Raw genomic sequence first — 21,013 nt, forward strand, 5'->3', positions numbered from 1 at the left:
TTGTCGTGCCATTGAACTATCACATGGAACCCCATCGCCGTACCCGACTTTAAGCCAATCCCCATCGGCAAGCCCGGTGAATCAACTATTGACGGGCATAACCCATTAAAAACTCGACTGGCCTTGTGTCAGTCATTGCTGATACAAATTCGCTTCTATCGTCCCTGCCCTGTTTCGACGCCGGAGAACACTGCACATGAGCCAATGGCCAGACACCCGCATTCTTGACCTGCTCGGGATCGAACTGCCGATCATCCAGGCTCCCCTGGCTGGCGCGACGACTTCGGCCATGGTGATTGCGGCAAGCAACGCTGGCGGCCTGGGTTCGATGCCCGCCGCCATGCTGAGCATCGAGCAGTTGCGCGAGGAACTGAAGACGATTCGCCAACACACCCAGCGCCCGTTCAACGTCAATTTCTTCTGCCATCAACCGCCGTCGCCCGATGATCAACGTGCCCGGGAATGGAAGAATCTGCTGGAACCGTACTACCGGGAATTGGCTGTCGACTTCGATGCACCGACGCCAGTCTCCAATCGCGCACCGTTCGATAACGCGGCCTGCGAGGTGATCGAAGAATTTCGTCCCGAAGTGGTGAGTTTTCACTTTGGCCTGCCGGAAAAGTCCCTGCTGGATCGGGTAAAAGCCACCGGGGCGAAAATTCTCTCCTCGGCCACTACGGTCGAAGAAGCCGTCTGGCTGGAGCAGCATGGTTGCGACGCGATCATCGCCATGGGTTACGAGGCTGGCGGTCATCGCGGAATGTTCCTCAGCGATGACCTGAGCAGCCAAGTGGGCACTTTCGCGCTGGTGCCACAGATCGTCGATGCGGTGAACATGCCGGTGATTGCGGCGGGCGGGATTGGAGATGCGCGGGGTGTCGCGGCAGCTTTTCTGCTGGGCGCCTCGGCGGTTCAGGTGGGAACGGCTTATTTGTTCACACCGGAGGCCAAGGTCAGCACTTCTCACCACAAGGCGTTGCGCACGGCCAAGGAAAGCGAGACGGCGGTCACCAACATTTTCACCGGACGCCCGGCACGCGGGATTCTCAATCGGGTGATGCGTGAACTGGGGCCGATGTGCGCTAAAGCACCGGCCTTCCCTTTGGCGGGCGGTGCACTGATGCCACTGCGGGCAAAAGGGGAGGCGGATTTCAGCAACCTGTGGGCGGGGCAGGCGTTTACGTTGGGCGTTGAAATGACTTCGGCGCAGCTGACCCGGCGGTTGGCTGATGAAGGACTGGCGAAGTTGGTTCGTCAGTAGGACGGAGCCCTGTAGCAGCTGGCGTAGCCTGCGTTCGGCTGCGCAGCAGTCGTAAATTCAGCGACCACGATTGGCCTGAAAGACCGAGGTGCCTGGTTTCACGACTGCTGCGCAGCCGAACGCAGGCTACGCCAGCTGCTACAGGGGGCGCGCATCATTCAACGGGGGGCATCCCCATTTGTTCCGTTTACAGGCATTTCGCTATATATTCCGCTATATAGCGTTTCACACGCCTACCACGGAGCCGTTTCATGACCATTCGTGCCGCACGTTTTGCCCCCGCGTGCCTGTTCACCTTGTTCGCTTTCGGGACCGCCCAGGCGGACGAAGTCCTGGTCGCCGTCGCCGCCAACTTCACCGCGCCGATCCAGGCCATTGCAGCCGATTTCGAAAAAGACACCGGGCACAAACTGGTCAGCTCCTTTGGTGTAACCGGCCAGTTCTACACCCAGATCAAGAACGGCGCGCCGTTCGAAGTGTTCCTCTCGGCAGACGACACCACCCCGCAGAAACTCGAGACCGAAGGCGACACCGTCAAGGGGTCGCGCTTCACCTACGCCTTCGGCACTCTGGCGCTGTGGTCGGCCAAGGACGGTTACGTCGACGCCAAGGGCAAGGTACTGAGCGACAATCAGTATCAACACCTGTCCATCGCCAATCCGAAAACGGCGCCTTACGGCCTGGCCGCCACTCAGGTGCTGGCCAAGCAGGACCTGACCGACAAGGTCAAAGACAAGCTCGTTGAAGGCCAGAACATCACCCAGGCCTACCAGTTCGTCTCCACTGGTAATGCCGAACTCGGTTTTGTGGCCTTGTCGCAGATCTACAAAGACGGCAAAGTCACCAGCGGCTCGGCCTGGATCGTTCCGGCCAACCTGCATGACCCGATCAAACAAGACGCGGTGATCCTCAATAAGGGCAAGGACAACCCGGCCGCCAAGGCACTGGTTGACTACCTAAAAGGTCCGAAAGCCGCCGCTGTCATCAAATCCTACGGTTACCAACTCTAAATGACGCTATCGAGTGCCGATTATTCCGCCATCTGGCTGACCCTGAAACTGGCGTCCCTGACGACCGTCATCCTGTTGGTCATCGGCACTCCGATTGCGTTATGGCTGTCGCGCACCCGTTCCTGGCTGCGCGGCCCGGTCGGGGCGATCGTCGCCCTGCCTCTGGTGCTGCCGCCCACGGTGATTGGCTTTTACTTGTTGCTGGCGCTCGGTCCTAACGGATTTGTCGGCCACTTCAGCCAATCGCTGGGGCTGGGCACCCTCACCTTCAGTTTTACGGGGCTGGTGATTGGCTCAGTGCTGTACTCGATGCCGTTCGTGGTCCAACCGCTGCAAAATGCCTTTTCCGCCATTGGCACTCGCCCACTGGAAGTCGCCGCAACCTTGCGCGCCAATCCCTGGGACACGTTCTTCAGCGTGGTTCTGCCGCTGGCCCGCCCCGGTTTCATCACGGCGGCCATTCTCGGTTTCGCCCACACCGTCGGCGAATTCGGCGTGGTGCTGATGATTGGCGGCAACATTCCCGACAAGACCCGCGTGGTTTCGGTGCAGATCTACGATCACGTCGAAGCCATGGAATACGCCCAGGCTCATTGGCTGGCCGGGGCGATGCTGGTGTTCTCCTTTGCGGTGTTGCTGGCGCTCTACTCCAGCCGTAAGACCAAGACGGTCTGGAGCTGATCGATGATTCATACGCGCTTGAAATTGAATTATTCGGGGTTCGCCCTGGATGTAGACCTGCAACTGCCCGGCCGAGGAGTGACTGCGCTTTACGGGCATTCCGGCTCGGGCAAAACCACCTGCCTGCGCTGTATCGCTGGTCTGGAACAGCCCGAGCAGGGTTTTATTCAGGTCAACGATGAGGTCTGGCAGGACAGTGACAAGCGGATTTTCGTCCCGCCGCATCAACGCGCCCTGGGTTACGTCTTCCAGGAAGCCAGCCTGTTTCCCCATCTGTCGGTGCGGGCCAATCTTGAGTTCGGCCTCAAGCGCATCCCTCGCCAACAGCGTCAGGTCGACATGGCCCATGCCACTGAACTACTGGGAATCAGCCATCTGCTGGAGCGTGATCCGCAGAACCTTTCGGGCGGTGAACGCCAACGGGTAGGCATTGCTCGCGCCCTGCTCACCAGCCCGAAACTGTTGCTGATGGACGAACCGCTGGCGGCACTCGATACCCAGCGTAAAAACGAAATCCTGCCGTACCTGCAACGGCTGCACGATGAGCTGGACGTCCCCGTGCTGTACGTCAGCCATTCCCAGGATGAAGTCGCGCGGCTCGCTGACCACCTAGTCCTGCTCAGCGATGGCAAAGCCCTGGCCAGTGGCCCCATCGGCGAAACCCTGGCCCGGCTCGATCTGCCGCTGGCGCTGGGCGACGACGCCGGTGTGGTGATCGAAGGGCACGTCAGCGCCTATGACGCCGACTATCAGTTGTTGACCTTGCAACTGCCCCACACCGACCTGAGCATTCGGGTGGCCCATTCGCCGATGGCCGAGGGTCAGGCACTGCGCTGCAAGGTCCAGGCACGAGATGTCAGCCTGAGCCTGCAAGGCCTCGAGCAAAGCAGCATCCTCAATCGCCTGCCGGTCACGGTGGTCAGTGAAATCGGCGCCGATAACGCTGCCCACGTACTGATACGCCTGAACGCGGGCGGCACGCCACTGTTGGCGCGGATTACCCGTTACTCCCGGGATCAATTGGGCGTGCACCCCGGACAGCCACTCTGGGCACAAATCAAAGCGGTGGCAGTGCTGGCCTGAATTTCTCGGCACGCCGGCAACGGGGCGCGGTCAATGGCTTAACGCCCCATGATTCGTCGCCCAGGATTGCCCGCCATGCCAGATACCGCGTTACCCGATGTTCTGCCGCCCGACCTGCATTACGTCGATGACAGCCAGCCCGGCATCACTCGTAAGTTCCTGCGTGGCACGTTCTGTTATTTCGACCCGACGGGTCAGCGCATTACCGATCCGGATGAAGTCAAACGCATCCATGCCCTCGCGGTGCCGCCCGCCTACACCGACGTGTGGATTTGCCCCGACCCGCGCGGTCATCTGCAAGCCACCGGTCGTGACGCTCGTGGCCGCAAGCAATACCGTTATCACCCGCGCTGGCGGGAAGTGCGCGACGCCGACAAATATTCGCGACTGCGGGACTTCGGCCTGGCCCTGCCGAAACTGCGCAAACAACTGGAGGCGCTGCTGGCCGCACCCGGCTTCAGCCGCAACAAGGTCATGGCCACGGTGATTACCTTGCTCGATGCGACGCTGATCCGGGTGGGCAACACTCAATATGCCCGGGACAATCGCTCCTATGGCCTGACGACCCTGCGCAGCCGTCACGTCGAGATCAACGGCAGCGCAATCGTGTTTCAGTTTCGCGGCAAGAGCGGCATCCAGCACCAGATCACCGTCAAAGACCGGCGCCTGGCGCGGATCATCAAGCGTTGCCTGGAAATCCCCGGGCAAAACCTCTTTCAGTATCTGGATGAAAACGGCGACCGGCACACCGTCAGCTCCTCCGACGTCAACACCTACTTGCAGACACTGACCGGCGCCGACTTCACCGCCAAGGACTACCGCACCTGGGCCGGCAGTGCGCTGGCGTTGGCAGTGTTGCGCAAGTTGCACTGGGAATCGGAAGCCGATGCGAGGCGACATGTAGTAGAAATGGTCAAGAACGTCGCCCGGCAGTTGGGCAATACCCCGGCGGTTTGCCGCAAATGCTACATCCACCCGGCGGTTGTCGATGGATTCATGCAGGGCACATTGGCCGAGCTGCCTCGATCGAGGGGGCGCAAACGGCTCAGGGCAGAAGAAGTCGCGCTGGCGGTGTTTCTGGAGCAGATCATCGAGGCCACTGAAACACCGTGAGACGTATTCGAAGGTGTTGCGAGCCGACGAACTGACCTGCTTGTTTTTTGCATGATCGCAAAGGGCTTCTATGCTTGATCTGAATACGAATAGCTTCGGTGACGCCATGGAAGACATTTTCGTTGTGAAACGCTGCCACAAGATCATCGTGCATGGCCGCCGGGCCGGAGAACCCGATCACCCACCACCCGACGACGCCGTCTGGTATCGCATCACCGATACCCGCACTCGCGGCTTCATCGGTGACGGCTTCGATCTTGAAGAGGACGCCGAACGCGAATGTCGGCGGCTTAACGCGGTCAGCTCGCCGGTAGCGTCCCCGCTGGTTTGAAGCTGACCTCTTTTATTTTCCGGGTCTATACTCAAAGGAGCTGAAGGATCAGCGACCCATCGGCAGAAAGCTCGCTCCCCGCGGGCTTTTTGTTGCCCTTTACCCGATTTCTTTGAACGGAGGTGTATGTCATGTCCGAGAAAGAGTCCATCACCACCCTGCTCACCCTGCTTGACTCCCGTCAGGCGCGCCTTGCCGCTGCGTGTAAGGAAATCGCCGATTGGGTTGATAATCAAGGGGGGCATCCGACAGCCCTCAGGATTCGCGATCGTCTGAACGACATCGAGAAAGACACGCCGCAGATTCGCAGCGCACTGTCTTCACTCAAACCTGTCGAGCCGCCGCTGCCTCGATTCAGATGAGTCGACCAAGGTACTCAAACCAGGGGCAGAGCCCGATTCAGGGCACCTGAACGGTGACATCATCGTCACCAGGCTTATGCCTGCCTGCCAGACATGCGCTACACCCCAACCCGGCCAGGTTTGCCGGTTTTTTTTCGTGCCCTTCTGCCATTTCACATCGCCTTCACAACTTCCCCTCTACAGTGCACCCACTCCTTTGAAGAAATCCCCTGGCCCGCCCGCATGCGGGCCTTTTTTTTGCCTGCTGAACCGCGAACGAACGCCCCCGTCCGCCGGATGTCGAACGATTACACATCACGAAGGAGATACCCCATGGTCACTCACTTCAAAGTCGGCGGGCACCTGGCCTGCGGGCATAAAGGCAGCAACCTGACCTCAAGCAGCATACTGACCCGCGTGAAATGCAGAAGCTGTCGCAATACCGATGCGTTCAAAGACGCGCGCAAAACCGAACGCAATGCTGCACGTCGGGCCGCACGCAAGGCCAAAGCAGTCCACACCGCCAATGACTGGCGCGCAGCCTGGACCCAACGGCTGATCGAAATGCCCGGATTGCAAAGGCTGCCCCGTGGTTTTGCAGGCCAGCCATTCGTATAGCTGACTCCTTGAACCCCACAGGGGCGATGCAGGAGAGGAAACGCCGATGAACAGTAGACTGCTTCTGCTTTTGATCGTCAGCCTGGGCCCCGCGCTCGCGATGGCCCAAGGGTGCGACGTGAAAACCCGATCCCAAAGCCCTTCGGTTCCCGTGATCGAAACGCACAGCTGCTATGAATACGAAGGCATGCCAGTGGATGCCATCGATTGGTCCTGCAGCAACGAGAGCAAGGAAATGCTGACCAACACCAAGAAAAAAGTCGAACATTGCGGCGATCGCTATCGGGCCACCTGCCTGGGCACATTGACTCCAGAAGCGCTGGCCAACCCTCAGTCCATCAGCAAGGACAAGAACAGCAATCCACTGAACATCCCGGACAATGCCCAAGTAATCACTTATTACTACAGCATCGAGAACATGCCGCAGGCCAAGATCGATTGCGAAACCGGTGGTGGAAAATGGACGGAGAAGTAGCTGCCTTATGAGCTGAAGGTACCCATGGTCACGGGGCCATGATTTCACCCAGCGACATGCGTTTGAACGCCTCGACAAGGCGCCGGCCCTCGTCGGGCGCGCAAGAGATGGCCAATCGCATCGTCGCCTCACCCAGATGCCAGATCAAAAAGGCCGCATCGGTCACTTGCTGCGCATCGCTGCCGGGAAACACCCGAAGCATCGCCTCGGCCAATAACCCGCCAGCGACACGACTCTCCTTCAGCTCCAGCGCCAGAAGCTGTTTGTCCGCCTGCATGCCAGACCAGATATCACGCATCGCAGGCGTAGCGAAAACGATCTCGTAATACTGATCGAGCAAGTCCGTACGGGTGTCTGGGGTAGCGAAGGTTGAGATCGCAGAGGGTGGAGTTCAGAAATTGCGAAGCAGAAACGACAAAGGCCTGCATGAGAAACCTCATGCAGGCCTTTGATAAATATGGTGCCGAAGCCGGGGTCGAACATACCGTCTAGAGACCGCTTAATTGCTGTATTTTTCTAGTTATAAGTTCGTAATGTATACCTATACGTATACCTAAAACAGAAAGTACCCCTCCGCCTTCTCCGCATCCAGCCGGTCGCCTGTCGTGCCGGCGCCCTCCTCCCCGTTTCGCCGTCGCCGGGTGGCGCTTGTGATCATCATCGCTCTCCCCGTTTCAGGATGAGGGTTAGGAATACGAATTCTGCAGAGATGGAAAAATAGTTTGACGCAGGGGCCGATACTAGAACGCGCAGACTTTTGACGCAGCACCTCCCGGCACTTCCTCATGCTCGCCCAAGATGGCGATTTACCAAAAAAACTACGAATTTGTGGTTGAAACGGACAGGGACCGGTCTTTGAGGCGAAGGCTCCAGACTTTTGATCTCCCCCTCCCTAATAGCTTTATAGAGCAGCATCAACTGTCCAGGTTACGTTGCCCTGTGACGAGTTACAGATCAACAACCAATCCGCCACGCCCTGCGTGATCAGAGTCAGTTTTGGTGATTGGCCGAGAGCAATCATATCTGCCAGTCGTGCCGGGCAGTAAGCGGCTAAAAGCGGACGATGGACGAACTGGCGGCAGATTAGTGGCTATGCTTGCTCTGCTGGCGAACTGATTGCGCCGCTTGCCGCCGATGTCGTGTTTCTCCTCGACGCTGGGAGGCGGGATGTACGTCGTCAAATCGTGTCCCTTGGCTCGGGAGGATGGCTCTCAGTGATGTCGCAATACGAGCAGCTTAATATCGCCCCTGCTATGGGGCGGATATATAAACCTACTATCTGGCCAATCGCCAAACCGACTACCGCATTGCTTGGGCGTTTTTTTATAAAACACCAACAGAAGGAGCTGTCTGATGCGTTTCATCCATGCTGCTGATTTGCATATCGATAGCCCGCTACGCGGCTTGAGCCGTTACGAAGGCGCTCCCCTCGAGCGCTTGCGCAACGCTACCCGTCAGGCTCTGGAGCGGCTGGTGGACTTGGCGCTGGAGGAGCAGGTCGATTTCGTCTTGCTGGCCGGCGATCTGTATGACCGCGACTGGCAGGATTTTCACACTGGACTTTTTTTCCGCGAGCAAATGGTGCGGTTGAATCGGAAAAATATCCCGGTGTTCATTGTGCAGGGTAACCACGATGCGCAGGGAGTAATCAGCCGGCAGCTGCCCTTGCCGCTGAACGTGAAGGTCTTCTCCAGTCGTACCGCAGAAACGGTACAGCTTGATGAATTAACTGTAGCTGTTCATGGTTACAGCTTTCCGGATCGCGCTATGCCGGAAGATCTGGTGCCTTCCTACCCAGCCCCCGTTAACGACTACTTCAATATTGGCATGCTGCATACCAGCCTCACCGGGGCAGCCGGCCACGACACATATGCACCGACCAGCGTGAGTGCGCTCACGGCCAAGGGTTACGACTATTGGGCTCTGGGGCATATACACAAACGCCAAGTTGTCGCTGAAAGTCCTCGTATTGTCTTCCCCGGCAACTTGCAAGGGCGACACGCCAAAGAAACCGGCGCCAAGGGCTGCGAGCTGGTGACGGTGGATGCCGGTAAGATAATAGAAGCTCGCTTTGTTGCCTTGGATGTTGTGCGCTGGAGTCAGGTAACGGTCGAGTTGGATGGAGTGGAGCGGCTCGAGATCATCCCTGAGCGCGTGCGTGCAGCGCTGACAGCGCTCGTACAAGAAGCAAGCGATCGTCTGCATGCTGTACGGATCATACTCTCAGGTGTCACGATTTTGCATGGCCTTGAAGCAAACCAACCCGGCACTCTGGCCGCTGCAGTGCAGGCCGCCGCGCAGGATATAAGCGGCAGCGAGGTTTGGATTGAGCAGGTGCATGTTGAAGTCTGCTCACCAATTGATCGAGGTCAAGCCGCAGGGGGCCAGGATGCCATCGCGGAGTTAATCCGCCTGGTGGACAGCTTGGCTTCTGATGAGGATGCTCTGGCGAATTGGACCAGGGAAGCGCTGGAGAGTGTACTGGGCGCCTTGCCGGCAGAGGTCATGCCGGAGTTCACCACACATGATGTGCCGCGACTGGATGATCGTGATGCCATGCGCAATCTCTTAATGGATGCGGAGGCGACGGTGTTGGCGCGCCTCGCGCAGGCAGGAGCCAGCGTATGAAAATCAAAAGCCTTATTTTCAAAGCCTTTGGGCCATTTACAGATAAACACCTACAACTTGACTCCACGTCAGCCAATCTGCACGTGATCTATGGACCCAATGAGGCAGGCAAGTCCTCGGCGCTGCGGGCGATGGGTGATTTGCGCTTTGGCATTCCGCAACAGAGCAAAGACAACTTTGTGCATGCCCATAATCGGATGGCAATTGTCGGGGTATTTGTGGATGCCGAAGGTCAGGAGGTCGCGGTGGCCCGTCATAAGGGCCGCGGTCAAACACTGACGCAGGCAAATCCGCTGACGGGTGAAGGTGAATCTGGAGTAGCGCTGCCTAACGGCATTGAGCAAGCGCTCAGCGGCGGCCTGGATCGTGCGCAGTTCGAGTCCATGTTTGGCCTGAATCACCAGCGTTTACGCGAAGGCGGCAAGTCTCTGCTCAAAGGGGATAATGAGGTCGGTTCGGCCTTGTTTGAGGCCAGTTCAGGTACCGCCAGTATCAAAACCCTTCTGGCTACCCTTGAAGAAGATGCCAAAAAATACTTCAGCTCACGAAGCCATAGCGCAACGATCAATAAGGCACGCAGAGAACTGGAAGAACAGAAAAGGCTTTATCGCGATGCGCTGACGAAGCCGTCGGAATGGAAAGCGCTGGAGCGCAGCCACGAAGTAGCCAAATCAGAAGTTGAAGAAACTGAGCAAGCTCTTCAGGCACTGAGACGCCGTGTTAACGAACTGACCGAGTTGCGCACAGTACAGCCTTTACTGAAGCAACATGACGATGTTTTGGCGGAGCTCGAGGCACTGGAGAGCCAGCCATTACTGCCCGTTAATTCCCGTGAAACACGTTTGGCCGCGGAGCAGGCAATGCGCCATGCGTCTGACGTCATGCTTGAAGCTTCAGCGGAGTTGGATGAGTGCAACCAAGAGCGGGCTGAACTTACTATTGAGCCCAAACTGCTTGAACACGAAGTAGCCATTAATCGGCTGGTGGTGGAGCGGGACAACGTCATCCGTAGTCGTGAAGAACAACTAAACACGCAGGATGAAATTGAGTCGCATGGTGCGCAACTCACCGCCGTGGCCGGGAATATTTCAGCCGATCAGCCGTTAACTGCACTCGTGGCTGCCCTACCTTCTGCCGCTGAACGGGTTTCCCTGGTAGAGAGTCTGGATCAATTCAGCTTGCTGGACAGTGGCTTGGCCCTTAAGAAGCTGCATCTGGATACCCTGCAAAAGAGGTTAAAGGTACAACAAGCTGCGCGGAGCGATGCAATTTGCGATCCCGTCCTACTCAAGGCTGTTGCCAGCGCACTGCGAAATGCCCAAACACTCGGTGACTTCTCTAAGCGGCAATCTGATCTGCTGCGTGATATGGACAGCCTTGCGAGGTCGTTGAAACAAGCGTTGTCCGATAGTGGTGTGGATTCGGTTGAGAACCTGCAAAAAAGCAGACCCTTGCAGCCTTCAGAGCTTAGCATTGCAGAGCAGGAGTTAGGCCGCCTTGAGACTGAACTCACTGCGCTAAGCAATGAAGAGATGGGGATTTCGCGCGACCTGAAAGTGCAGCTACGCCGCCAGCAAACCTTGATGACCACTGGCGAAGTGGTGACGGCTCTAACGTTGAAGACGGCCAGAGAGCACCGCGATGATGGCTGGCGACGGGTGCGTAAGGCTTATGTGCTGCGTAGCGATGACCCAGCAATACTTGCCCAGGATTTCGACCCAGACCGAGCGCTGCCAGAAGCCTTTGAGGTCTCGCTCAGTGAGGCCGATCGTCAGGCCGATGTACTGCGGGACAATGCCGAAAGAGCCGCCACCGCAGCCGAATGCGAGTCCAGAGTCGGCGAAATGAATGAGCAGTTATTGGAAATTAACAGGCTTAAAGAAGCCAATACTGTTGAGCGTGAGGAGTTTCAAGGCGAGTGGTCTGAAAGGCTGGCAGCGGCAAATTTGCCAAAGCTTCAGCCAGCGGCATTGCGTGAGTGGTTGAGCCAGCGAGCTGCTGCGCTGGATTTGCATGAGCGGCACATTTCTGCGTGCCGAGCGCCAGCAGAAATAAACGCTGAGGTAGAACAGGCTGCTGCGACGCTTACCAGCGCATTGACCAGTGCAAGTGCGCTATCTCGTGATGACGCGAGCGATCTGAACTCGCTGATGGAGCAGGCGGATTCATGGCATCAGACCATGATCAAGACATCAGCCACACGAGAGTCACTTGAAGAAGCAATAAAAGCGCAACAAGAAGAAGTTCAAGAAGAAAGTCAGGCCATCAGTGAAGACTCCGAACGCTTGCAGTCATGTCAAAGCGCATTGATGAAGTGGCATGAGCGCCTTTTCCTTATGCCGGAGAGTTCTCCCTCGGTCGTCAAGGCCAGGCTTAATGAGCTAACAACGCTTGCCAGGGAGGTGTCGGAGCAGAGTGCCCGCGAAGAACGTATCCGTAAGTTCACGATCGCTGAGGGTGCATTTCACGAGAACGCCTTGAACCTTGCCGCCTTGCTGTCAGAGCCTGAGTTCGCCCACGTACATGACTTTGTTGATCGTCTGCAAGCCAGATTGCTCAAGTCAAAAACCAATAACTCCAAACTGCTTGAGCTCAATCGTCGGGAATCTGCGGCCAAGGGTAAGCATCAGGCTGCCAGTGAAAGACATGACGTTGGTCAGGCCAGCATAAAAGCGCTGTGTGTGGCTGCAGGCGTAGAGGCCGCTGATGGCTTGGAGGAGATAGAGGCATTATCGGAGAAAAAGCGAAAGCAGCAGGAGCAGTCGGATGGCTTGGCGGCTCAGCTGCGCCAAGCCTCGACTCGATCTGTGCCAGAGCTACGGCAGCGCTTGGAGGGGCTGGATATTGTCTCGGCCGAAGCCGAGCGCGATCGTTGCCAAGCCCATATTACTGAGCAGGAGACCCTTCTTCGGCAAAAAGAAGAAGCTGAGCGACTTGCACGCCAGTTGCTCGCAGAAGTCGATGGTTCAGATGATGCAGCGGTAGCACGTGAAGCCATGGAGTCGGCGGTTGCTAGCTATCGCGCAGCCATAAGGCCATGGGCGCAACTGAAACTTGCTGAATCACTGCTAGATGAGGCACTTAAACGCTTTCGCGAGCGGGCACAGGCCCCCATGCTGCGTTTGGCTTCAAATTATTTCCGGCTAGTCACCGGTGGAAGCTACACCCGCCTGATTGTCGATGATTCTGCTGATCAGCCTGTCCTGCAGGCTGAACGAAGTGATGGAAGTCATATTGGTATCGATGCCATGAGTGAAGGAACTGCCGATCAGCTTTACCTCGCGCTTCGTTTAGCGGCCTTGGAACTGCAGCGTGACCCAAATCACCCAATGCCGCTGATTTTGGACGATGTCCTTATCACCTCTGATGATGCGCGGACCGAGAATATTCTTCGTGCGTTGGCGCAGTTTTCTGAAGGTGGTCAAGTATTGCTTTTTACTCATCACCAACACTTGCTTGATTTGGCTGATGCTGTGCTGGCTACACACAGCTTATGAGTTTCAACTGATTACTAATGCAGGTTATCTCTAGAGCATCGAAGGGGGTCGCGGCAAGCTTGGCCGAGGTGCAGCGTGATCTTCAGGAACAATTGAGAAAAAATAAAAATGGTTTTTTCCCTATACACAATGCGCCTACTCCACTCGCCGAACGCAGTGCGTCCAATCAGGGCTTCCACGACGCCGGAAACTATTGACTTCTGTGAGTTGCAGCAACTACTAACTCAGAAGCACCTACGTAACCAGGAGCGATCAAGACTATGTATCATATATATCCTAGGGTAACATAAGAAAATATTAAAGGCCGCCGCGTTATACAAGCGGCCTTAACCCGATAATTTCGCGCGAGGTCTCTGTTATGCAAAATTTTTCCAGTTGGCTTGGCCAACTATTCCAGCAGAGTGAGTTAGAGGTACAACACCTATTGAAAGACCCCACGGCAATGCACTTCTTGCTAGCGTGGTCTCTTTTCGAGTCCAAGTGTTTTCAAAACGACCTAAACCCGAACAAACTTCCAGATTTCGCAAATGAAGTCGTTAACAGCAGTAAGATTGCGCTTGACTCGCTAAACATCCCTGCACATCACTTTCATGCTCGCTACCAAGACCCCAAAAAACTTGCCAACCTCATCCCTGACAAAAAGACCTCGACGCGGATGGTTGACGCACTCAAAAGGATTCTTGCTATTCCCTTTGAGAAACTCACGAAGAAGCAAGTCATTGAGCTACTTACCTATGTTGTTTATCGCTTCAGGAACAACATGTTCCACGGCGCGAAGGGAGTCCAGTCGTGGTTACAGTATCGCGAACAGATAAGATTTTGCGTGGATGCCCTCCAAGTATTTGTATCTTATGCAGAGGCAAAACTACCGACAATGAATGATCAAGGGGCTGCTTAAAATAGCCCTTACCTAGTTTAGCTATCACGTTGCTTGCTTCGCTCGCGGGGATGTCCGAGTCCAGAAATATTCTTTTCACCACCTGATTTATATTTGCATCTAGACTGTTACTTAGGAGATAATCATGGCATTCCTCAATAAAATGATCACACCACCTACCGCAAACTCCCGTGACATGCGTGCTTACATGCAGGCCATCTTGGAAGTGACCGGTCTGATGGCTGGTGAGCGCTTCGATATTTCTCGTTTCATGGGTAACTACCGCACCCATCTGGAGTCGGGGCGATTAGAGATGCACAGCGACGGCCAGTACTCTATTAGCAACGAGGGGCGACAGTACTTCATCAGCCGCCTTACAACCAATCCGGCAGTAAAGGGGCAAGTTGTCAGTCGTGAAGAGGTTATCTCAATGCTGCGCCAGATTACTGCAGAGAATGCGGCGCCCGGATGGCAGAAGTTTGAGGTCTTCCTACAGTAAAAGGTGACAGATCTATTTATTTATATAAATCTACCACCTTTTGCCTTGAGCACATTGTCAGGCAACACAACCCTCACTTTGCCCAAATTTCAAAAACCCGCTTAACTTCTTGAATCCAAAACTTCTCAATGTCAGTGAATTGATAACCAAGATTCCGAGCCAGCTCAAAGAAACCTGGCCCAGGCTGAAAGTCTCCTGTTTTATGTACTACTAACGCCGTGAGCATACCTCGCTCGGCGGCACTTTCTTCGGATGTAATCTCTTCCAAAAAATGCGCAAGACGAGGATCATGCGCCTCTATGGTGATTGCTGAAAGCCGTTGAACGAAATTGGAATAAGTGATCATTTGTCGTGCGCGCGCGCATGCTTGCAATACAACTTTACCTTCTTGCTTCGCGACACCCCATGCTACCGAATCAAAACCGTAAGTATTTATCGCCATAAACAAGCCTCTTATGTAACATCTAACGATCAAACTAAGGGACGGGTTTTCGGACTAAAAGGTGGCAGATCTATATCTCAAAATAAATTTGTCTACTTTTGCCTTTTTACCTTGTCACCTTTTACCTTCTCTCGGGCAAAGGTGTAACACGAAAATATTGAACGCTTTCAGCGTTTCCATCGACTTCCTAGCGTCTTCCTCATCACCCCTCCTCCGTTCTGATCCAATCGCTGCATTGCCTATACTTTCGAGACCATGCCATATATGCACAATCCCTTCCAGCCCGATAGCGCAGAACGGTGAAGTCGATTTAGCCCTCTCCCTTTAAGGCGCGCAACTCGACTTTCAGAGCTTCAATATCAGCGAGTAATTTTTTATTCTCCTCTTCAAGAAATCGCTTCGACGGGCTCTCGGGATTATGATAAGGCCTTATAGAGTATAATAAATCCAACTCGTCCTTATAAGGCATCAGTGGTTGATAAAGCTGATAAAAGGCGCGACCAACTGCGCCTCTAAACAGTTCCAGCTTTGGCTTTATTGCACCAACAGAAAGTATATGATCTGTAGCAATCCCTGGGTACGGGTCAATATAAATTACTTTAACAATACCTAACTGATAAGCTTTTTTCGCACAAAGCTCACATGGGCTCGCAGTAGTAAATAAAATACCACCAAGAAGTTTCTGCCCTCCATTTTTTGCTATCTGTAAAAAAGCATTCTCTTCTGCGTGCAACGCCCTAGTATGAACTTGATTCTTCTCGCCTTCTATTTCATTTTGAACACTTTTAAAGCAAAATGGGACATTTCTCCTTTGGGTAGCACCGGATTGAATCAATCCAAAATACTTGTCACTCAATGCCTTTCGAAAAACGTTGTCATTTCGTTCATAGTCGCTGTAATCCAAACTATTATTTCCACGCAGCAAGTCCTCTGCGCTTCTCAAAAGGCACGGGGTTTGCCCTTGGGGTGTACTATTCCATCCTACACACTTCACGCTATAACTGTCATCTGTTACCACGGCGCCAACCTGCCTGGATATACAGCCAGAACTTTGCTTAACCGTATAAGCAACCTGCATACAATTTTCAACAGACGTCGGCATTACCAAACCAGGGTGCATCATAAGAGCCAAATACCAAGCCAGCTGCCCCACTAAATCATTCTGATTAAACTCGTTAGTTTTTGAATTATGAATATGGATATCAGAGATTTCTATGCAGGCCTGAATGTTTTGCGCAATGAATTTATTTTCACCGGAAATCTTCCCTGGATATTCCTTACTATCAAGCTCAGAAATTTCCTTGCTAGAAAGTTTTCTGTAATCGCGCAAGCTGCTCAAACGCTGAAAATCAGGAGTATTTATTGAGACGAGATAAAAATTCGCATACCTTCTTTTTAAATAAAATGCCTCATACGGATTCCTTATTGCATCTATCACAATCCTACAAGGGACATCCTTTGCTTTAGTAGATCTACGTACCAGCTTAATTAAAAAATTCAGGTGCTTTGGGAAATTAAATAACTCATCAACATTAAAAACCCTACTATTCGCAGCACCAGAAGACCTGACGTTGTCTCCCGCGCTTTGATACAGCTTAGTAAAATTGGCCGTCCCTAAAGACGCCTTAATTACCTCCGTGGCTACAGGTAGCTTCTCAAAATATAAATCCATCCACGGTTCAATCGCACCCAAATCACCACTCTTCCTAAACACATGAAGCCGCTGAAGCTCTTCGCGTACAGAAATTAGATCATCATACATTCGCTCTGCCTTCCCCACAGGAATGCCAGCGCCAACAATCTCAACCAAATACTTAACAAAAAGTTCCTGCGTCAAAAGTAGCAGATGATATGTAATTATCGATCTTGCCTCGATTTTATAAAATGCTGTCCAACCCTCACCACTCAAATATTTATGTATGATTTTGTGCTTCTTCAGTTCATTTTCCGTCAGCCCGTCGTAACCATCAAAAGGCACATCCAAAGACATTGAACACAGCTTATTGGCAGCAGTTGAACAACCTGACCCTGTTCGCCCGGTAAGCCCGATAATAAGAAAATTCTTCGCTTCATCATAAACACTATCAATTGCTTGAGCAGATTTCGAAGACATACTTAAATTCCGTTTTAACCTCTTGCACTAGAGAAAGAGCAAATCACTCATACAAGCAAAATCGCCCGAAACCAGCATCTGTAGGCACGCTACTATTTGGCCATCAACCAGTCAATGTATACCTAATACATTAAACAGAAGATGTGCTCATATCTATTTTCGGCGCCCGACTATAAGCCACTGAAATTATTCGATTTTGTATTATTCTTGTCCGTAATGGCTCGTTTTCTGCCTGCCGTGACTGGCAGGAATCGGCCGATACTGTTGAAAACAGTCGGCTTCGATTTCCACGGCAGAAAAGTACGCGTCTGAGATTGAAATCCGTGTGTTTAGCAGAAGGTTCAGGGCTCAGAAACATGCAAAAACGGCGTTTTCACCGCTTAATGTTTGGCTGGCCAAGCCGGATCGACTTTTTCAACACAATCGGCCAGAAGCAGTCAGTCAGCGCGCTTACAAAAGGAAGGACGATTCAGTTTCCCATTCAGCTGACCTTGCTGCGATACCAGACGGCAGTAGGTTCATTATCAGCTTGGGATTTTCGTATTTCGAACTGCCGTGATTCGTGCAGGGTATGCCTCCAGCTGCTGCAACCGTAGCGCTTGGGCGTCTGCTCTGGATAGGTACTACCGATCCAGCGGACGGCTGCTTCCAGTCGAGTCCAGCCATCTTCGGCAAACTTGGTTTCTGCTTCCCGTAAATAGCAACATATTCCACTGCCAGGCCAATTGACTGAGCCATCCACCCGGATACCATCGAACACATCTTCAAATGCTTGGCTCTGCATAACCGAAGCCACTTTAGCTGCCACCACATCAATGGTTTTGGCCCAACATTGCAGATTCAGACAATGCCGATTGATGGTTTCGTAGCTTTCCTCCAGAAAACCGTCCGCCGACTGGCAGCCTGACTCAGTCCAGAGATCGAAACGCTCAATGAAGCGGTGAACCAGTTCATTGCGCAGGTCGACCAGCTCCTTGAGGGCGGCCTTCGTTGCCTCATAGTGCTCAGCTGGCATTTCCAACTGATGTCGATAGCTGAACCAGATCTGGTCACCGGCATCGGCTTCCGTCTGTGATTCTTCATTTTGGGGCGACTGGGTCAGAAAGCTTTCGGTCAGCATTCCGACCAACGTGCCCATGGTCTTTTTCTGGGCACATGCGATCTTTTGCTCACGGATGGTATGCAGCCGATGCGCAGGGCCGCTCAACTCGCCATGCGCGACTATGACTTTCAGCACCCGTTCGTATTGTTGCAAGCGCAACAGGCAGCGCCCGAGCTTGCGCTGCACTATACGTTGACGGTCAGGTACATCATCCGAGGGCATGGTAGTGACTTCATCCATGATTAACGACTCAGGCATAAGTGGTAGGGCTGGAGCGATTCACTGCAATACGCTTGCCCTGCCAGGAGGGCTTGCAATGCGTAAATCGGACGCTTTTCAAGCTCAGTGTAGGCTGAGTCAATCCGCTCGGACTTTTTCAACAGAATCGGTCGACTGCTTCGGGTCGACTGCTGCCCCTAGCCAGAGGCAGAAAACGGCCAAAAGCGGTCGAAAGCTGACGCTTGTCCAAGGTTAACTCTCGCCCCATTGCGGAAGTTTTCCCTTCGACACGGACGACCGTTGAGTGACGTACTCGATCAGTACTGCCTCTGCCTATTCTGTTTCTCGATCTATGGTGGCACTTCATGTAGATGCCAGCGAATCATGATAGGCAGCAGTTCTTAAACTTATTCCCGCTGCCGCATGGGCAAGGGGCGTTGCGCCCAACCTTTGGGCCATTCGAGCGCGGCCTTGATGTAATAGCGTGCAGTCTGGTCGCCTTGCCCATGCCTTGGGTCAGGACATCCATTTCGTCGCTCTGTTGCCACAAAAAATCCAAATTGATCCCAAAGCGTAGAGCTTGATCATTCGGACGAAGGCACACGCCAAACCAAGTTCTCGCTCGCTGGGTATACTTTCGGGCGCGACAGTGCCTTTGCAGGCTCGGCCCCGCAATTTCAATCGGGTCGTTATTGCAGTGGATAGTAAGACCGGTATCTCCTTGACCTAAGCCAGCAGTGAAGTCGTGGCTCTTGCCATCGGCCACGCCAAGTTGAGCTATGTGATCAATGGCCTTACTAGCTGCAATGACGGTATCCTCGTCAAGCGTCAACAACGTGAAGCCAAGGTCAATGGTGGCGGGCTCTGGCGAGGCCTCAATGGCCTTTGTAATGCGACCCAGCGCCGTCGCGGCAAACCGTGTAAGTATGCCATCCGGCGTACTCTTGCCGGGAATGCCCTCGCGTCGAACAAGCATTGCCAAGTCCAAGTCTGCCGAAATATCGTCATCCAGCAAGAGCATGTTGTGCTCATCACTCAGCCACAGGTTCTTCTTGAGGTGATACGACAGGATCGTTAGTTCGTGCGACGCCATTAACTTCTCGGAATATCCCGTCCTACGGTCGATGTAGCTGAGTAGCTGGAGCGGTGACCCCAGCATTTCCGTCATCGCATCGAGCGCGAAAACGTCCATTATAAATGGCGGCGAGATCGTCGCAGTCGGAGCGCACTTCAGGAATTGCCGTGCCTGGAAGCTTAGTGCCGGATAGTGATCGGCGATGAGGCACAGGACGTATATGCGCTTGAGCTTGTCCGGCAGTGGCACAACATTGCCAGCTGCATCCCGGAACGCGCATTTGCCTTCCTCCAGCAGTTGGGCACACAGGTATGCCTGATCACTCGAATCTTGAATACCCTTCTTGAAGTCATCCTTGATTTGGAGGTCGTTACCACGTCGGGCTTCCAACGTCAGCCGCTTCGACTTTGCTTGCAGGACCAGGGCGCGATCGCCGAACAGGACAAGGACATCAATTTCTCCAAGTTTGTTGCCCTTCGATCCGAATATGTCGATGTTGGAGAGGACGTTGTCCGCACCAAAGATCTGTGTCAGTCGCTCGACGGCGAACTGCTCTGTGAATAGGCCGCGGTGCTTCATCGCAGTGCTGACATAGGCCTTGTCAGCGCCCATCCAATAGAACGGCGCTTCATACAGTGCTTCGACCAAGCTATAGATATGAAAAAGGGCGTAACGGCCATCCGGCATAGGGATTAGAGGGCTGGCGTTGATGATGTTGAAGTCGTTTAGCGCCGTGAACTGCTCATTGCACGCGCCTGCCGGCGCTGCAAAGGCCTTCAAGACGCGCTCTACGACTGCTGGGACCATGCGTGCACAGCCGGCCACTTCCTGGATCGCAAATGTAATGCATGGCAGGAACGTCCAATCCTTCGGGGCGGCCGTGCGCATCGATTGGAGCGTATCGCCCGCCTTTTCGTCCAGCAGACGCGAGATCGCATAAACGACGTTGCGGGCATCTTGGATGGAGAACTGCTTGTTCGCAACGAGCCAATCGTCATCGCGTCCATATTTGGTCGGCGAAAAGTCGCGGTACTGGAAGCTGTAGGCGGATTCCCCCCCGTAGAAGATAGGCTCTCGCAGGACAGCACCGCTGGTGAACGGATTGAAATCATTGTCAGCGATGTTGGCCGGATCAATATCATTAAAGAACGCAGCCGACATGGTGTGGTGAATCTCTTCGAGTAATGCCTCTGTCTTATTGACGTAGCCTTCGAGCGTCTTCGGCGCGGGCAAGGTGCAGTCGATGTCGTTCTTCAGCATCAGGCCGATGACGGTAGATGTTTCTGTGCGGATTAGTCGCCCCTTTGAGAAGAGCTGCTGCATGTCATCAGCCTTCATCTCACCTGAATAAAGGATGATGTTGTCCCGGAAGCAAAGGTAGGAGATGGCATGCACGTAACCTGGCGAGACACACAGTTCTGCCAACTCGTCAAAGATCGCTTGTTCGCACCGCATCGGCTTGGCCACCTTCTTCATGATTTTCACTCCCTTGATATTACGCATCGCCAGCGGATCGAGCTGATCTCACAACATACGCTGCTACTCAAAGGTGCAGCGCCTACAGCGAAAGCACAAACCACGAGCGTCGGGATTCAGTATCGATCGGACACTTTCATGAGGAGGTGAGCTTCCGTTTCGGGCTAATCGC

At 54.0% G+C, this 21,013-nt stretch carries 17 protein-coding genes and 1 pseudogene; 13 read left to right on the forward strand and 5 right to left on the reverse strand.

What is annotated here, in order from left to right; genetic code table 11:
* The first annotated feature begins 196 nt into the window (after positions 1–196).
* From ACA044_RS15790 to ACA044_RS15830, 9 genes are all read left to right on the forward strand, one after another.
* Positions 197–1,261 carry an NAD(P)H-dependent flavin oxidoreductase gene (locus tag ACA044_RS15790; RefSeq protein WP_497442251.1) on the forward strand — a complete coding sequence of 355 codons (1,065 nt, stop codon included), beginning with the start codon at positions 197–199 and terminating at the stop codon, positions 1,259–1,261.
* 251 nt (positions 1,262–1,512) lie between these two features.
* Entirely contained in the window at positions 1,513–2,271 is a 759-nt protein-coding gene (modA, locus tag ACA044_RS15795; RefSeq protein WP_497442252.1) for a molybdate ABC transporter substrate-binding protein, read from the forward strand.
* Entirely contained in the window at positions 2,272–2,952 is a 681-nt protein-coding gene (gene modB / locus ACA044_RS15800) for a molybdate ABC transporter permease subunit (RefSeq protein WP_497442253.1), read from the forward strand.
* Positions 2,953–2,955: 3 nt separating this feature from the next.
* Positions 2,956–4,035 (forward strand): molybdenum ABC transporter ATP-binding protein, encoded by a 1,080-nt coding sequence (gene modC, locus ACA044_RS15805; protein WP_497442254.1) that lies wholly within the window; start codon positions 2,956–2,958, stop codon positions 4,033–4,035.
* A 75-nt stretch (positions 4,036–4,110) separates the two neighbouring features.
* Complete coding sequence (locus ACA044_RS15810; RefSeq protein WP_497442255.1) at positions 4,111–5,148, forward strand: DNA topoisomerase IB; 1,038 nt, start codon at positions 4,111–4,113, stop codon at positions 5,146–5,148.
* A 70-nt stretch (positions 5,149–5,218) separates the two neighbouring features.
* Positions 5,219–5,479, forward strand: coding sequence for a hypothetical protein (locus ACA044_RS15815; protein ID WP_497442256.1), 261 nt, complete (start codon positions 5,219–5,221; stop codon positions 5,477–5,479).
* Between the two features lie 131 nt (positions 5,480–5,610).
* Complete coding sequence (locus tag ACA044_RS15820; protein WP_008012835.1) at positions 5,611–5,841, forward strand: hypothetical protein; 231 nt, start codon at positions 5,611–5,613, stop codon at positions 5,839–5,841.
* A gap of 312 nt (positions 5,842–6,153) precedes the next feature.
* Positions 6,154–6,438 carry a hypothetical protein gene (locus ACA044_RS15825; protein ID WP_497442257.1) on the forward strand — a complete coding sequence of 95 codons (285 nt, stop codon included), beginning with the start codon at positions 6,154–6,156 and terminating at the stop codon, positions 6,436–6,438.
* A gap of 46 nt (positions 6,439–6,484) precedes the next feature.
* Positions 6,485–6,913 carry a hypothetical protein gene (locus ACA044_RS15830; protein WP_497442258.1) on the forward strand — a complete coding sequence of 143 codons (429 nt, stop codon included), beginning with the start codon at positions 6,485–6,487 and terminating at the stop codon, positions 6,911–6,913.
* 28 nt (positions 6,914–6,941) lie between these two features.
* On the opposite strand, the pseudogene ACA044_RS15835 reads toward ACA044_RS15830, so the two are convergent.
* Positions 6,942–7,259, reverse strand: a pseudogene (locus tag ACA044_RS15835) (TetR/AcrR family transcriptional regulator); the annotation flags it as partial.
* Between the two features lie 1,007 nt (positions 7,260–8,266).
* Between ACA044_RS15835 and ACA044_RS15840 the strand changes: the two are divergent.
* The 4 genes from ACA044_RS15840 to ACA044_RS15855 all read left to right on the forward strand — a co-directional run bounded on the left by ACA044_RS15840 (position 8,267) and on the right by ACA044_RS15855 (position 14,414).
* Positions 8,267–9,541 (forward strand): metallophosphoesterase family protein, encoded by a 1,275-nt coding sequence (locus ACA044_RS15840; RefSeq protein ID WP_497442259.1) that lies wholly within the window; start codon positions 8,267–8,269, stop codon positions 9,539–9,541.
* Positions 9,538–13,038: an ATP-binding protein gene (locus ACA044_RS15845; RefSeq protein ID WP_497442260.1), complete on the forward strand. Its 3,501-nt coding sequence runs from the start codon at positions 9,538–9,540 to the stop codon at positions 13,036–13,038. Before ACA044_RS15840 ends, ACA044_RS15845 begins: the two co-directional genes overlap by 4 nt.
* A 358-nt stretch (positions 13,039–13,396) precedes the next feature.
* On the forward strand, positions 13,397–13,936 hold the full coding sequence (locus tag ACA044_RS15850) for a hypothetical protein (protein WP_497442261.1): 540 nt from the start codon (positions 13,397–13,399) through the stop codon (positions 13,934–13,936).
* A 124-nt stretch (positions 13,937–14,060) separates the two neighbouring features.
* Positions 14,061–14,414, forward strand: coding sequence for a hypothetical protein (locus ACA044_RS15855; RefSeq protein WP_493176541.1), 354 nt, complete (start codon positions 14,061–14,063; stop codon positions 14,412–14,414).
* Between the two features lie 73 nt (positions 14,415–14,487).
* Here ACA044_RS15855 and ACA044_RS15860 read toward each other — a convergent pair whose 3' ends face one another.
* From ACA044_RS15860 to ACA044_RS15875, 4 genes are all read right to left on the reverse strand, one after another.
* Positions 14,488–14,856, reverse strand: coding sequence for a hypothetical protein (locus ACA044_RS15860; protein ID WP_497442262.1), 369 nt, complete (start codon positions 14,854–14,856; stop codon positions 14,488–14,490).
* 310 nt (positions 14,857–15,166) lie between these two features.
* The gene (locus tag ACA044_RS15865) at positions 15,167–16,969 is read right to left on the reverse strand and encodes a hypothetical protein (protein ID WP_497442263.1); all 1,803 of its coding nucleotides are present in this window, start codon (positions 16,967–16,969) and stop codon (positions 15,167–15,169) included.
* A gap of 481 nt (positions 16,970–17,450) precedes the next feature.
* A complete protein-coding gene (locus ACA044_RS15870; RefSeq protein ID WP_497442264.1) occupies positions 17,451–18,311 on the reverse strand; it encodes an OST-HTH/LOTUS domain-containing protein in 861 nt (286 codons plus the stop codon).
* A 361-nt stretch (positions 18,312–18,672) separates the two neighbouring features.
* Positions 18,673–20,868: an SEC-C metal-binding domain-containing protein gene (locus tag ACA044_RS15875; protein WP_497442265.1), complete on the reverse strand. Its 2,196-nt coding sequence runs from the start codon at positions 20,866–20,868 to the stop codon at positions 18,673–18,675.
* Positions 20,869–21,013: the final 145 nt, after the last annotated feature.

The sequence above is a fragment of the Pseudomonas sp. LBUM1673 genome (assembly GCF_059695645.1).

Excerpts from the sequence above, each read along its gene's own strand:
- ACA044_RS15825 (WP_497442257.1), top strand. The coding sequence starts at position 6,154 with ATGGTCACTCACTTCAAAGTCGGCGGGCACCTGGCCTGCGGGCATAAA.
- ACA044_RS15855 (WP_493176541.1), top strand. The coding sequence starts at position 14,061 with ATGGCATTCCTCAATAAAATGATCACACCACCTACCGCAAACTCCCGT.
- ACA044_RS15870 (WP_497442264.1), bottom strand. The coding sequence starts at position 18,311 with ATGGATGAAGTCACTACCATGCCCTCGGATGATGTACCTGACCGTCAA.
- ACA044_RS15840 (WP_497442259.1), top strand. The coding sequence starts at position 8,267 with ATGCGTTTCATCCATGCTGCTGATTTGCATATCGATAGCCCGCTACGC.
- ACA044_RS15820 (WP_008012835.1), top strand. The coding sequence starts at position 5,611 with ATGTCCGAGAAAGAGTCCATCACCACCCTGCTCACCCTGCTTGACTCC.
- ACA044_RS15850 (WP_497442261.1), top strand. The coding sequence starts at position 13,397 with ATGCAAAATTTTTCCAGTTGGCTTGGCCAACTATTCCAGCAGAGTGAG.
- ACA044_RS15860 (WP_497442262.1), bottom strand. The coding sequence starts at position 14,856 with ATGGCGATAAATACTTACGGTTTTGATTCGGTAGCATGGGGTGTCGCG.
- ACA044_RS15830 (WP_497442258.1), top strand. The coding sequence starts at position 6,485 with ATGAACAGTAGACTGCTTCTGCTTTTGATCGTCAGCCTGGGCCCCGCG.
- ACA044_RS15845 (WP_497442260.1), top strand. The coding sequence starts at position 9,538 with ATGAAAATCAAAAGCCTTATTTTCAAAGCCTTTGGGCCATTTACAGAT.
- ACA044_RS15865 (WP_497442263.1), bottom strand. The coding sequence starts at position 16,969 with ATGTCTTCGAAATCTGCTCAAGCAATTGATAGTGTTTATGATGAAGCG.
- ACA044_RS15790 (WP_497442251.1), top strand. The coding sequence starts at position 197 with ATGAGCCAATGGCCAGACACCCGCATTCTTGACCTGCTCGGGATCGAA.
- modC (WP_497442254.1), top strand. The coding sequence starts at position 2,956 with ATGATTCATACGCGCTTGAAATTGAATTATTCGGGGTTCGCCCTGGAT.
- modA (WP_497442252.1), top strand. The coding sequence starts at position 1,513 with ATGACCATTCGTGCCGCACGTTTTGCCCCCGCGTGCCTGTTCACCTTG.
- ACA044_RS15810 (WP_497442255.1), top strand. The coding sequence starts at position 4,111 with ATGCCAGATACCGCGTTACCCGATGTTCTGCCGCCCGACCTGCATTAC.
- ACA044_RS15875 (WP_497442265.1), bottom strand. The coding sequence starts at position 20,868 with ATGCGTAATATCAAGGGAGTGAAAATCATGAAGAAGGTGGCCAAGCCG.
- modB (WP_497442253.1), top strand. The coding sequence starts at position 2,272 with ATGACGCTATCGAGTGCCGATTATTCCGCCATCTGGCTGACCCTGAAA.
- ACA044_RS15815 (WP_497442256.1), top strand. The coding sequence starts at position 5,219 with ATGCTTGATCTGAATACGAATAGCTTCGGTGACGCCATGGAAGACATT.